10 protein-coding genes are annotated in these 13,063 nt (G+C 60.0%); 8 read left to right on the top strand and 2 right to left on the bottom strand.

Going from position 1 to position 13,063, the window contains the following annotated elements; genetic code table 11:
* Positions 1 to 17: 17 nt before the first annotated feature.
* A complete protein-coding gene (locus tag GGQ88_RS20450) occupies positions 18 to 2,219 on the bottom strand; it encodes a strawberry notch-like NTP hydrolase domain-containing protein (protein ID WP_425490475.1) in 2,202 nt (733 codons plus the stop codon).
* Between the two features lie 222 nt (positions 2,220 to 2,441).
* Here GGQ88_RS20450 and GGQ88_RS20445 point away from each other — a divergent pair, with 222 nt between their 5' ends.
* The 7 genes from GGQ88_RS20445 to GGQ88_RS20415 all read left to right on the top strand — a co-directional run bounded on the left by GGQ88_RS20445 (position 2,442) and on the right by GGQ88_RS20415 (position 11,602).
* Positions 2,442 to 3,641: an AAA family ATPase gene (locus GGQ88_RS20445; protein WP_058803372.1), complete on the top strand. Its 1,200-nt coding sequence runs from the start codon at positions 2,442 to 2,444 to the stop codon at positions 3,639 to 3,641.
* Positions 3,638 to 4,654: a ParB/RepB/Spo0J family partition protein gene (locus GGQ88_RS20440; RefSeq protein ID WP_054735461.1), complete on the top strand. Its 1,017-nt coding sequence runs from the start codon at positions 3,638 to 3,640 to the stop codon at positions 4,652 to 4,654. Before GGQ88_RS20445 ends, GGQ88_RS20440 begins: the two co-directional genes overlap by 4 nt.
* Positions 4,655 to 4,832: 178 nt before the next feature.
* The gene (locus GGQ88_RS20435) at positions 4,833 to 6,086 is read left to right on the top strand and encodes a replication initiator protein A (protein WP_082396455.1); all 1,254 of its coding nucleotides are present in this window, start codon (positions 4,833 to 4,835) and stop codon (positions 6,084 to 6,086) included.
* Positions 6,087 to 7,096: 1,010 nt separating this feature from the next.
* Positions 7,097 to 7,378 carry a WGR domain-containing protein gene (locus GGQ88_RS20430; RefSeq protein ID WP_081096410.1) on the top strand — a complete coding sequence of 94 codons (282 nt, stop codon included), beginning with the start codon at positions 7,097 to 7,099 and terminating at the stop codon, positions 7,376 to 7,378.
* Positions 7,379 to 8,304: 926 nt separating this feature from the next.
* Entirely contained in the window at positions 8,305 to 9,762 is a 1,458-nt protein-coding gene (locus GGQ88_RS20425; RefSeq protein WP_236616773.1) for a Mu transposase C-terminal domain-containing protein, read from the top strand.
* Positions 9,759 to 10,574 (top strand): TniB family NTP-binding protein, encoded by an 816-nt coding sequence (locus GGQ88_RS20420; protein WP_084514624.1) that lies wholly within the window; start codon positions 9,759 to 9,761, stop codon positions 10,572 to 10,574. Before GGQ88_RS20425 ends, GGQ88_RS20420 begins: the two co-directional genes overlap by 4 nt.
* Entirely contained in the window at positions 10,571 to 11,602 is a 1,032-nt protein-coding gene (locus GGQ88_RS20415) for a TniQ family protein (RefSeq protein ID WP_021224396.1), read from the top strand. The genes GGQ88_RS20420 and GGQ88_RS20415 overlap by 4 nt, the downstream gene beginning before the upstream one ends.
* Here the strand turns inward: GGQ88_RS20415 and GGQ88_RS20410 are convergent.
* Positions 11,553 to 12,584 (bottom strand): hypothetical protein, encoded by a 1,032-nt coding sequence (locus tag GGQ88_RS20410; RefSeq protein WP_183615276.1) that lies wholly within the window; start codon positions 12,582 to 12,584, stop codon positions 11,553 to 11,555. The genes GGQ88_RS20415 and GGQ88_RS20410 overlap by 50 nt on opposite strands.
* Before the next feature lie 159 nt (positions 12,585 to 12,743).
* Between GGQ88_RS20410 and GGQ88_RS21500 the strand changes: the two genes are divergently transcribed.
* Positions 12,744 to 13,010, top strand: coding sequence for a hypothetical protein (locus tag GGQ88_RS21500; RefSeq protein WP_343057308.1), 267 nt, complete (start codon positions 12,744 to 12,746; stop codon positions 13,008 to 13,010).
* The last annotated feature ends 53 nt before the right edge of the window (positions 13,011 to 13,063 follow it).

Raw genomic sequence — 13,063 nt, 5'->3', positions numbered from 1 at the left:
CTCCCGACATTGCGCGCCTACGCCGCGTTCCTTCGCATTATCGCCACCTCGCGATAACAGGTGTTATGCGCAGCTGCGCATAAGATTGCCCAGGCGTCGGCATAAGTGTCGTAAACGGCGATCTGCTGAGCGGTCAGGTCATGTTTCAGGATCTCGTATTCGACGCCTGCAAAGCTGAGTGCGCGCGCCTGATAGAGGCCCAGTGCCTTGAGGTCCCGCGACACGAGTTCCATCGCAGCGATGCCCCCTGCCCTGATCTGGCTGATGAAATCTTCCCTGTTGGCAAACGCGGTGCCAGGTCCCCACAGACCAAGCCGCACAGCATAGGCAAGGTTGTTTACCTCCGAGGCTCCGGTCGCAGAGGCGTAGAGAACCCGGGCATCGGGCAGATTGTTTTGCAGCAGCACGCCGGCGATGCCCTGCAGCGATCCGCTTTTCGTGCCGCGGGCGCCCTCGCCTCCTGCAACACCGCCCATCTCGTGGCTCTCATCGAAGGCGATGACACCGTCGAAATCCTCGCCCGCCCAATCGAGCAGCTGCTTCAGGCGGGTGGCTTCCTGACGCTGGCTGCGAAGGGTCGGGTAGGTGACGAACAGGATCCCTTCGCGAAACGGAACCGCCTGATCGATCTTCCAGTTGGAAAGCGGCTGAACGTCGGCCGCAAGGCCGCCGATGGCGCTCCAGTCGCGGCGCGCATCCTCAAGCAAGCTCTCGTTCTTCGAGACCCAGATGGCCTTTCGGCGTCCAGCAAGCCAGCCATCAAGGATGCAAGCGGCGATCTGTCTGCCCTTCCCTGCCCCCGTGCCATCGCCGAGGAAATAGCCTTTGCGGTAGGCACGCCCTTGCTCGTCGAGTTGCAGGCCAACGCCTTCTTCAGCGGGAACGAACAGGCCCGGCAGATACTGCTGCCACGCGTTCCCGGCATAGATGACAGTTTCGATCTGGGCCTCGGAGAGCAGGCTTTCCTGAAGGACCCGGTCCTGCAGCGCCGGGACATAATCGGGGATAGGTGCCGGGATCGAGCCCATGGCCACGCTTTCGACGAGCGGCGTCGGATGCTCGCGTGCGCCAACAATGTCGACCCGGCTTGGCCGGTACGGGATGTAGACCCCGCTTTGCTCACCGAGCACGCGCGGCTTGTCCAGGGTACTGAACGCCAGTGCTTCGATCTTGGGGGCTTGCGCTGCCCTCGCCTTGACGGGCTTTGTGATCGGCGTTGCCCGCATGGCTTTGAAGAGCGCACCCGGCTTTGCTTTCGGCGGCACCGCGCGCGGTTCGCAGTCAGGCTCGGCTGTCACGCGTTTGATGATTGGAACCGCAGACGCAACGTCTGCAACTGTCTGCCGCGCCAAAACTGCAGGTCTGATCTGCCCCGGGATCTTGTCGATCACGTACAAGCGCACGGCCACGCTGGTGCCCTGCTTGTGATAGCATTTGTCGAGCCGGATGGATGTGCGGACTGTGCAAGAGGCAAAGGTGTCTTCGTAGATTTTCGCAAGCTTTGCGCTCGTCGTGAACCAGTCCGGCATGATCGCGACGATCCGTCCCCCTTGCCTGAGGCGCGTTATGGCAGCGCGCAGGTGACGCACCGCTGCGAACTCGTCTGCTCCTCGTCCCATTGATCGGGAGAACGGCGGGTTCATCAGGATCAGGCTTGGCTGCACTGCCGCGTCGAGATGGGAGGCCAGCATGGCTCCATCGATCCCTGTTGTGGTGGCCTGGGGAAACAGCAGGGCCAACTTCTCATGCCTGCGCGGGTCGATTTCGTTGAGATGCAATGCGCTGACATCGGGCAAAGTTGCCACGAGAGCGCCATGTCCGGCGCTCGGCTCAAGAACGATATCGGTTGCAAGCGGCTGCGCCAAAATCACGCAAAGTGCTGCGAGGTCTGCGGGCGTCGAGAATTGCTGGAACCTGATCTGGTCTTCACTTCTGACCGTATGTGTCGGCAGTGCCTCGATAAGCGCACTGATCTCCGAAATCTGGTGCAGCATCTGAGGCTTGTTCAGCAGTCCGGCCATGTGGCGCGTCAATGCCGCCTCGAGCAGGTCAAAGGCGTCCCTCTGGCTCCACGCGCCGTTTGCGGAGCCCTCCCCGTAAAGCTGGCGCATCGTCTCAAACAGGCGTTGCTTGTTCGCCAGTCCGGTGGCGATGGCGTGCTGGATTTCGGTGATTGCTGCGTCCAGCTTCTGGCTGGATTGTTCAAATAGGTCGGTCACGGTCTGCTCCTGATGCTGAACCGCATCAGGTCATCCCCCTTCCCTCTCGCCTCGGGTTTATGAGCCCGTGATCACTACGGGCTATGCGACAAGGGGTGCCCGGCAGCGACGAGGATTCGGGACCGGCACCATCCCGAAGATATCGGTTTGACTTCTACCGCCGAAAATGATCATAAAACACGAACTGGGTCGCAGAACTGCGATTCATCGAAAGGCAGACGCATGTCCTACACCGTGAACACACTGCGAAATATGACCAGATCCTGCGAAATGATGCGCGATCGGGTCAAAGCTGTGGTGTTCAAACCTGATGAACGCAAGGTCCTCGATATCACCTTTGGGCCTACGGCGGCAGCGGAATTGGTCGGAAGAACGCCTGAAGCGCTTGCCAAGGCAGAGAAGGAGGGGCGTCTCGCGCCTCCGAAACAGCTCAACAATGGCCGCCGCTATTACACGCTCGAAGACCTTACTCATATTCGCAAGGCGCTGAACATTCATCCGGGCAAGCTAGCCCATGAGAATGCGGTTGTAGTAGCCGTGCAGAATTTCAAGGGCGGCGTCGGCAAGAGTACGATTACCAAGCATTTCGCCGATTTTCTCGCACTGAACGGATATAGCGTTCTCGTGATCGACTGCGATCCGCAGGCGTCAACGACAACTATGTTCGACATCCAGCCCGAAGCACTTATCGATGAAGAGGAGACTTTAGGAAACTTCCTGTCGCCTCGCAGTACATTCGATGATTTCAGGAAGGCAATCCGAGAAACCGCTTGGCCTACAATCAAAATAGTGCCGTCAAGCCTTGGCCTGCAGGATGCAGAGTGGGACCTCACGGCAACGTTGACGGAGGGCGGACAAGCAGTGCGCGAGGGACTTCAGCGTCTCCGTATTGGCATCGACAGTATCATCAAGGACTTCGACGTCGTCTTGCTCGATCCTCCGCCGGCTATGGGGTTCCTGGGCCTCAATGTGATGGCCGCCGCAACAGGTATGCTTATCCCGGTTCCGGCAAGGCAGCTCGACTACCTTTCAACCATCCATTTCATGGACACGATCGCCGAGAATATCGAGATCCTCGAGGATCACGGAACGCCTGTTGATTACGGGTTCATTCGCGTCGTCTGCTCGGCCTACACCCCCAGCAAGCCAGGTGAAGCCGACATGTGGAAGATGATGAAGGCCACATATGCCAATTTCCTGCTGAATCAGCCGATCCTAGCTTCTGAGGAAATCAAGAATGCCACTCAAGCATTCCGGTCGATCTATGAAAGCAAGCCTTCAGCTGCGCACGCAACCTACCAGCGTTGCCGGGACAATCTCAACGCAGTCTTCGGAGAAGTTCTGAACGAAATACATGAGCAGTGGCCGTCGAAGAGCATTTCGAGACGGTCATCTGACACGGCAGGGAGTGTTGCAGCGTGAGCCGTCGTTCATTGATTGGCGAGGCCCTCGCCTCCCCTGCCCCTGACCAGCCTTCCGTCTCTGAAGCCAAGGACGCTGCAGGGGCAACCGCATCGCGCAATTTCACAACACGTCGGCTTGAAGGCTTCACGGAAGCGGCGCGGATGGTCAAGCGCCCGACCATCCGGCTCAAACCTGCAGAATGTTCGATCTGGCCGGGAAACGCCCGTGATTACGAACAGCTCACCGAACCCCGTTTGCGATCTCTGATTGAATCGATCCAAGCAGAAAACGGGAACCGCATCCCAGTAGTCGTGCGCCGGAAACAGCAAGGTGAGCTGCAGTACGAACTGATCATTGGCACAAGGCGCCACTGGGCTGTCGCGTGGCTCAACGCCAATCACTACCCGGATATCGAGCTCGTCGCGATTATCGAAGATCTCGATGACGAAGCTGCGTTCCGCCTTGCTGATATCGAGAACCGCGAGAGGGAAGATATCTCAGATTTAGAGCGCGGTTTGAACTACAAGGCAGCAGTCGATACTTATTACGATGGCCTTCAGGCCCGGCTTGCTGAACGCGTAAAGATCTCGAAATCTACGCTCGCCCGGTACATCGGCCTGACAGAGATCCCGCAAACAATCGTAAGCGCATTTGCGTCGCCAATGGAGCTTCAGGTGCGGTACGGTGACAAGCTTCTTCCAGCCATACGCAACCCATCGCTGCGCCCTAGGATGGAGGAAGCAGCAAAGCAGATCGCTGCGGAGCAAAGTTTCCGGCAATCCGGAGACGAAGAGCCAATTTCTGGCCCTCAGGTTGTTGTCCGTCTGCTCAAGGCAGTTTCGGGCAGGCCTGGCCGTGTTCAGAAAGCCGTAATCGAAGCGGCGGGATCGTCCATTGGTGTCATCGAAAAGGATCGTGCACGAGGGCTCACGATAACGATCAACCCCACTGATTTGAGCGCTGACGAAATCCTCGATGCATTGCGCCCTCTGATTGAGAAGGCGAAGATTCTAAAAAGGCCTGCCCCATGAAGGAGGGTTTCGGACCCACCTATGGCCATGTGTTCACCACTCTGAAAATGTGGTTTTTATCGTTATATTTCATATGTTTATCTCACTTGTCCCACATGTGGGACAGCGGCAGATTTACTGGGCGAAGAACGTGAGCGAGAAAGATCAGTCCTCCTCCGGTCGCCGGGTGCAGTTCGAGATGTTCTTCACGCTGCCTGATTTCAGCGACATCTCGCTGCGGGACTATCAGGAGACCATGCAGCGTCCTTTCTTCAGCCTTTCGAAGAAGAAGCGCCTGAAACCCATTGAGTACCTCAGTCCGGATAAGTCGGTCACCGTGCATGTATCAGCCAACCCAGCCTATGGGATGGCGACCATCTGGGATGCAGATATCATGATCTATCTGGCGTCCCACCTCAACGAATTGCGCGAGCGGGGTGACAACGACCTGTCGCCGACCATTCGTGTTCAACCTGGCGATCTTCTCAAGCGAATCTGCTGGGGTGTAAGCGGGCGCGCTTATGAGCGACTGATCGCAGCGCTTGATCGTCTTCAGGCCACGACGATCAAGACGAACATCCGCGCGAACTCCAAATCCCGCGAGACCACATTTTCGTGGATCGATAGCTATACTCATCTCGTTGATGAACGAACCCAGCGTTCGCTTGGGATGGAAATCACGCTTTCCAAGTGGTTCTTCGACGGGGTCATGGACAAGCGAAATGTCCTTGCGATTTCGCCTTTGTATTTCGAGATAACGAGCGGACTTGGGAAATGGCTCTACCGCGCCGCTCGCAAGCACGCTGGTGGCAATGGGCCAGAAGGTTTCACGATTGGCTTCGAAACTCTTCATCAGAAAAGCGGCAGCGAAAGCTCCCTACCCTCGTTCAAGAACAAGATTCTTGAATTGGCGCGAGCTAACAACCTGCCGGATATCAGTCTGGAGGTCATTGGAGCAGAGACGCCGCGTCCAAAGCTGAAGATGGTGATGCGTCGCCATCTCGAAAAACCTTCTGGAAAAATCGAGGATAGTGGCTCTGTCACCACGGAGAGCAGAGCCCAGCGCATTCAGCGCGCAACCCCCGAAAAGGCAGCCAAGGTCAGCCCTCCGCCGGAATTCGTTGATCCTGCCCTCGTGCGCAAGCTCCTTGCAACAACGAGTGCGAGCTTGCGCCCCGAACAGCAAGCCGATGCATCAGCCGCATTGGACAGCAACGCAAGCCAATCTCAGTCACGACGGAGGGGAGGGGGCGCGCAAGACACTCTTGATCCCGAAATCTATCAGGCCATCCGTTCTGAATGTCCTGGTTGGGATCTCGATGTGCTGATGCGGCAATTCGATTCCTTTCTGAACAGCAATCCCCATGAGTTGCCAAGGAACTACTCGAAGCGGTTCTACGGCTTCATGAAGAAGCACCACGAGCGCAACAAGCATACGCTTCCGGGCTTTTGAAGGTCGCGCCCGTCTGTGGGACCGGTTATGTGCGTCCGGCGCGCTAGTAGCGCCGTCGCCCAGCTTCAGACCGGTGACAGTCTGCGGCAAGCATCGCGATTGATCGGAAATATAAGAACGGTCTCATGATGTACGCCCGTTACCGAACGTGTTTTCGGGAATCACGCCACTTACCCCGCCCGATCAGAAAACTACGTCTACGTTCGGCACCTGCTAAAGAATTGCCGACAAGACCCAAGAGCACCAGCATTGAACACTCCGCGAGTGCTTCAGCCGGTCATCTTTGACTGAAATCAGCCATGTAACGTGGAAAGGTCGGACCAGCTTGCAGATCGCCTAAGCCTCCACTTCGGGCACAGCTTCCAAGAAGCGCGACGTGTCAGCCGGCAAGCTGGAGGAAAAAGGACGCCGCCAAAAGCCATTCCCGAAAACACGTTCAACCGGAGATACCAGATTTCCGAAAACACGTCCGTTTCAGCCTCGGGGCAAATGGGGATCAGAAAGTTTGGGATCGACGCACCATATGTGAATCGGAACGCTAACTGATCCTCTGGCCTCACGCTCTGAGCCGCGCTTTCAAAGTTATCAACAGGGCAGGGAGGTGGCCAACGTGTGATCGGGCATCAGATGACGTGTTATTAGAATCTGGCGGTCGTGCTATCAGAAACCGAACATCGTGTTATCAGATTCGACATAGCGACCCCGACTCGCGAGAAATCAGGAGTTTGCAGGCTGATGGCGAGCAGGTAACCTCTTAACCTTAGAATCTAAATCCCCTAACGTTTTCGCCTGCGGCGGATTTGTTATTGATTTGATTCAAGATTAAGGAAGACCGCGCTCTCGCTTCGAGAATGACCTCGCCCGAGAGACGCGCAAATTCCATAAGAATCAGACGTCCGCAACTGAGCGGCGGTCACAGCCTCAGGATCGATTCCTTGAATCACCATAGAGACCTGTGATTCAAACTTCCGATTGGCCTAGCTCCAGGCGGCTGTCGCATACTCCTCCGTATGTTAGAGCATGATCAGAACGAGTGTCACATTTGGCTCGAAGCCAAAAATCCCGATCTCAATGTTGCACGGCGCTATGCCATATCTTGGAGCCAAGACCTGTTCGGTGTTGCGATTGTTGAATTCTCGTGGGGACGGATTGGAACGCGTGGACAACGACGTAAGTTGTCATTCGCTGACACGGGCAGGGCGAAAAAGTTCGTAGAGCAGCTGCTGCGGCGCAGAGCGAGCTCACGAAATCGAATTGGCGTTTGCTACCGGGAAGTATTCCGGGGTCCATGACACGTTCACGTGTCCGTTCGGACGATTGCGCCATCGGAAGTTCGAAGACTGGCCATGCCGGCAGTCACCAAAGCCACAACTGATTGTGACGCGGTTCGCTTGGTCACCTCAAGGCCTCTGGCAAGCTCCGCACGGGTAAGAGGTCCGATGCCGGCTACAAGACGCCAAGCCAGGGGAGCCGTCGACGAGGCGTAGAGGCCTGAAAGTGCTCCCTCAGCCTGCAGGTGAGCCCTTTGCATCGCACGGAGGTCGGCGGCTGCACTCTCAGCAGCAGCCTGAAGCCCACGACGTAATAGGACGGGCAGGGGATCCTCGTGAAGTTCACGGAACAGAGCCCGCGGCATGACCCCAGCAAGCGCCATTGGCGCCGAGCCCAGCCCAAACAAGTGTGGGCGCATGGCGGCCGCAAGCGACGCAGCCCAGGCCGCCCCCCGGGGCGCCGAACGTGTGACCGCGAACCCACTGACTTGGACCATCTCGCTGCCGCCTTCAAGAAAGTCGATTTCCTCAGTTCGCAGTTCCCCTAGCCATTCAAGGAGGGTGCCCATCGGATGTCGGCTGCCAAAGTTTATGGAAACCGCATTTATGCACTGAATATCAATGTATTATCCTGATTTCCATGCCAACAATTCTGGCAGGTTAGGATTCCGTGTCGATGCCTCTGCCAGAATTGATGTCATTGAATCGGTCGATATCCGGCCACGGGAGGTCGGGTGATCGAACGCAAACCGAGCCGCACGAAAGTCGCGTCCACGGAAGCTCTGGCGACAGGTGCGGAACTCTACCCCATCTTCAGACGCCTCGTCCCACTCGACGGGCCACTGACAGCACAAGTCATTGACGCTGTCGCTGCCCAGTCAGGGCTGAGCGACCGTCAGATACGACGACTAGTAGGCAGATTTCGCGCAAATCCTGTGGCGTCGAGCTTGGCTCCAACCCCTCGCGGTCCCCGGATTGGCAGTCATCGCATCGCCGAGCCGGTGAGGGAGGCGATCGACCGGCTTACCCAGGAAGTATTCCTGACAAAGCCACCGCCCACTGCGGCCCTGGCAGCCCGGGAAATTCATGGTCTTTTGATCGCGCAGGATGGGGAGTTCTGCTTCGCGCCGGGCGAGGTACCGAGCGAGCGCACTCTGATCAGGTTGATCGGCGAGATATCCGAGCCTCAGCGGGCTCGCTCGAGCATGGGCTCGAAGCAGCGCAGCGCCCATGAGCCTCATCCGGGCGCCTATCACAGCGAGGGCCTGCTCGATCTCGTGCAGATGGATCATACGCGGGCAGATGTGATTCTCGTCGACAGCGTACATCGCGAGGAGCTCGCCCGCCCCTGGATAACGTTGCTGGTTGAGGTCTGGACCCGCAGTATTCTGGGCTTTTATGTCAGTTTCGGCGATCCTTCGATTTTCCGCTGTGGCCGGGCGGTGGCCAACGCCTTGCTGCCCAAGGAACCGCTGCTTGAGCAATTGGGCGTCGATGTCTCCTACCCGATGTATGGGCAATTCCGGCGGCTCCATGCCGATCACGCAGCACCGCACCGGGCGGAGAGCTTCAGGCGAGCTTGCCTGGCCAACGGCATCGATCCCGACATCCGTCCACGCGGACCGGCCCACTTCGGAGGCCACATCGAGCGCCTGATCGGCACAATGGTTGGGAAGATGCGGCTGCTACCTGGTGCGACGGGCGGCAATGTCACCCAGCGCGATGGTTATGACGCCGGACAGGCGGCAGCGATGACCTTGCCCGAATTCGAGCGCTGGCTGCTGTTCCAGATCGCCATCTATCACAACGGTCCGCACAAGGGGCTGGGCGGACAATGTCCTGCACAGGCGTGGAAAACGGCGGTTTCCGGCCATTCTCCGCTGCTACCGGCTTGCCTTGATGTTGAGCATCTCACCCGCCAGTTCCTGCCGGCGCGGCAGCGAACCGTTCAGGCTTACGGCGTTCAAATCCTGCACCGCCGCTACTGGAATCCGGTTCTGGCGGCCCGAATTGGCCAACAAATCACCGTGCATCATGATGAGCGCACGCTGCAGCGGATCTATGCGGAGATCGATGGCCAGTTCGTAGTCTTGCCCGTGGTCGGCGACTACCCAGATATCAGCGAGCCCGAATGGGAAGCCGAACGGCAACGCCAGCGGCGGGCAGGGGCGGCGTTTCAGGCGGATGGCGCAAAGGCAGCGACCGCCCGGTACATTCAGGCCGCGCGGCGCGAAGTCGCCATGGCACGGCAGCGCACAGCGAGTAGCCGACAAGAGCGCAAGCGGCAGGAGCGCGAAGGCGTGGCACACTCACCCCAGGCCAAGGGGCGGATCGAACGGGCCGAAGTTCATTGGATCCCGGCTGCGGATCTGCCGGACAATGATTGGCTGAAATGGCGCAAATGAGCGGAAATTCAGCCTTCTGGATCGATTTCGACGAAGCGCGCACGGCGGTTACGACACTGGTCGAACTGGCGCACGACGAGCCCGACGAGCGACCGCCCTGCGTCTTGCTTGTCGGCCAGTCGGGGATGGGCAAGACCTCGATCCTGCGCGAGACCCAGCGCCGGATTGCGCTCGATTTTCCCGAACCTGCCGATTGGGGTGAGGCCCGTTACGAGCCGATGTTGCGCACGGTCATTCCGTCGGGTTCAACCGCGCTCAAGATCAACCTGACGCTGCTGTGGAAGCAGGGCTGGCCGATCACCGGGAAAACCCACCGTATTGCCGATCTCAAGGTGGTTGAACTCCTGCGTCGGCAGCGCACAAGGCTCGTGGGGATCGATAATGTCCATGCCATCCTCACCGCTGGCGGCAGGGCGCGGCGCGACACGCTCGATGCATTCCGCTTCCTGATGAGCGAGGGCAATGTCCCGATGGTGGTCGCCGGGCTCGACGTCGCGGCGGACATCTTTGCCGAAGATGTCGAGCTGGCCTATCGCTCGATCATCGTGCGGCTCAATCCCTGGGCGCCTGGCGAGGCATCGCAGCGGCTGATCCGCGTTCTGGCGCACGGGATGCAGCTGATTGAGCCTGACCGGCTTGCTGAGCCGGAAATCGCCGAATTCCTGTGGCGCCACAGTCTCGGGGTTACCGGCAACTTCAAACGGCTGCTGCACTGGGGACAGAAGGTTGCGCGTCGTCACGGCCGCGAATGCGTCGAATTCGCCGATATCCGTGAGGCTGCGGGTTTGCTCCCCGGTCACCCGGCGCGGTGATCGCGCTCGGGCTCGAGCCGGAGCCGCTGGCGTTCCGGGTGCGACCGCTTGCCGATGAATGTTTCGACTCCTGGATCGACCGGGTGACCCGGGCCCACGAGACGACCCGTGCGGCGCTTTTCCGCCATGTCGGGATCGAACCGGCTCTTGCTGGATACGACCTGGCGCGCGGCGCGCGGGGGCTGGACGTGGCTTGGCACAGTGCCTTTGCCAATCTGGTCGAGCGCCTCGCCTGGGCCGTGCAATGCCAAAACGACAGGATTTCCGCCACTTTTCTCGCCTGCCAGGCGCACGACGTGCTGCCGCGGCGCATAAGGCGATACGCCTGTGCGCGCTGCTGGTACGAAGCGGGACGGGCGGGCAAGCCGATGATCGTCCGCCGGGAATGGATCTTGCGGGCAAGCTGGCGTTGCCACGACCACGAGTTGCCGTTGACCGACATGGCCAGCCTGTTGCGGGACGTTGCGAGCCCGATTTCGCAAGCGGATCTGGGATTGGCTACCATTGTGGCGGAGCGGCGACGCTGGGCATACCGGGTTCGACCAGGCGCGCTGCGGCGTAATGCGGCGGAATTGGCCTATCTGGCCGGCTCCCGCGATGGGCATGGCATGGCGCCGCCCAACAAACGCTACCATGCCCGTTTCGCCGCAAACCTGTTCCACTTTTCGGCCGATCGCATCGGCATGCTGGCCCTCGCGCATGGCAACCGGCATGCGCTTGCGCGCCGCTTCGAGCGTCTGGTTGCGGCACGATTGCCCGAATGTCCGACAGTCGGCGGCGGCGTTCAAGCGCCTGTGAAAATGCCTTACCGCCTGCGGGCCTGTGCTCCGCCCAAGTCAGCCTCGGCGTGGATGGCGCCGGAGTTCCTCGACTTGCTGCGCGCCTATGCCTGGGTGCGGGAGCGCAGGGATATCGATGAGGCCAGGGCGGCGGTGTTCGAGCGCCACTTCGGCGGCCTGCTGGGGCTGCCCGCGGCAGCTATTTTGAGCTCAGGTAACGCCAGTCGGGCATGGCCACCGGGATATTGAGGGTGCACAGGAAGGGCGCGAATGGCCCCTGACTGCGCGCCAAATGGCCTGCCTCCAACTGGCGCAGGAGCTTGCCTGCCCCGGCCTTGGTCGCTGGCAGCGCGCGGGCGAGCTGGGCCGGCGTCAACCCGCCGAGGCCGAATAGCAGCATCCAGGCGAGGTACAGCCGCGAGTTGGTCCGTTGGCTCGGAAATTCACGCGTGAAGACCTCCGCCGCGCGCGGAAGCCGGGCGATGTCGCAGGCGGTGGCGTGCAGCGCCTCGAGCAGATGTTCGCGCGCGTCGGCGCGCCTTTCTTGCGCGCCGCGATCAGCGCGGAACAGCCGGCGCTGGGCCAGGCCCGGGAAGGGCAGGGCGGTCTCGCTCAGGCGAAACGCGTCGCCGCGCGCTGTGGCGGCCAGGTTGATCGCCCAGCACGGGGTTCGCGCGGTCGCGGACAGGGGATCGGGTTCATCGCCGGTTGAATAGCGAAACCCGTCGACCAGCTCGAGCAGGCGCTCCAGCGGCGCAGTGGGCCGCTTGGGCTGGGCGAGTACGGTGAGCACCCGCTCGAGCTCATCGGTGCTTGCTGCGACGATCGTTTCGGCCTCGGTGACCTCGCTCGCCATCGGCCGGATGGCGATCTTGCGCACGGTCCGGACCGCCTGGGAAAGCAGCTTCTCGCGGCGCGGCAGGGCCTGTTCGAACAGGGTCAGAAAGGCATTGCGCTCGGTCGCGCATTCGGCCCCGATCAGCGCGGGACCGAGTGTGATTGCCCGGTCCTGGCGGTATTGCTGCCACGCCCGGCTGAGCCAGCGCAGCGCCAGCGACGCGCGCATTTCCGGGGAATAGAGGGCAGGGGAGGCGAGCAGGGTCTTGGCCAGCGCGTCGATCTGGCCGATCCGGAAAGCGATAGGACTGGCGTCGGTTGACTGTTTCACTGGAAATGTCTCGGCGCGATGTACATCGGAAGGTGGGATAATTGCGCCGGAAAATGCGGTCAATGCAAAGTTCACCTAAACGCCAGTTTGGTATCCTATCATTCGACCCCCTGAAAACACGGATTTTCCATAATCGGATGTTATGGTAAAATCGAGCTTGCCGGAAATGCCCATTTTGGCCAGAAATTGCCCCATGCACGCCGCTCGAAGTACCCTTCGCGTATGACCGCTGATCGACCTTTCCGGTCCTCGGTCGAGCTGGTGCTGGGCGCGCATGCCCCGCTGGTCGACGCGCGCGCCGCGCGCCCGCTGGCGCTCGAGGCGGCGGTTGCGGCGATGGCGCCGGCGACAAAGGCGGCCATCACCGCCGACCTCCGGTGCTTCCTTGCCTGGTGCAAGTCGCGGCGGCCCGTCGTCACCGCGGTTCCTGCCGATCCGGAAAGCCTCTGTGGCGTGACAAAGCACGCGACACTCACTCAAGCGCATTGATAAAACGCCATAATGTCGTCTTCTCGATGAATTTTTCCTCGGCGCCGACGAAA

This window comes from Novosphingobium hassiacum (assembly GCF_014196055.1).
Classification (GTDB): domain Bacteria; phylum Pseudomonadota; class Alphaproteobacteria; order Sphingomonadales; family Sphingomonadaceae; genus Novosphingobium; species Novosphingobium hassiacum.
The sequence above is the reverse complement of the archived record's forward strand: the minus strand, read 5'-3'. Positions and strand labels throughout refer to the sequence as shown.

Coding starts and splice junctions, on each gene's coding strand:
- GGQ88_RS20445 (WP_058803372.1), top strand. CDS start 2,442: ATGTCCTACACCGTGAACACACTGCGAAATATGACCAGATCCTGCGAA.
- GGQ88_RS20435 (WP_082396455.1), top strand. CDS start 4,833: ATGTTCTTCACGCTGCCTGATTTCAGCGACATCTCGCTGCGGGACTAT.
- GGQ88_RS20430 (WP_081096410.1), top strand. CDS start 7,097: ATGTTAGAGCATGATCAGAACGAGTGTCACATTTGGCTCGAAGCCAAA.
- GGQ88_RS20420 (WP_084514624.1), top strand. CDS start 9,759: ATGAGCGGAAATTCAGCCTTCTGGATCGATTTCGACGAAGCGCGCACG.
- GGQ88_RS21500 (WP_343057308.1), top strand. CDS start 12,744: ATGACCGCTGATCGACCTTTCCGGTCCTCGGTCGAGCTGGTGCTGGGC.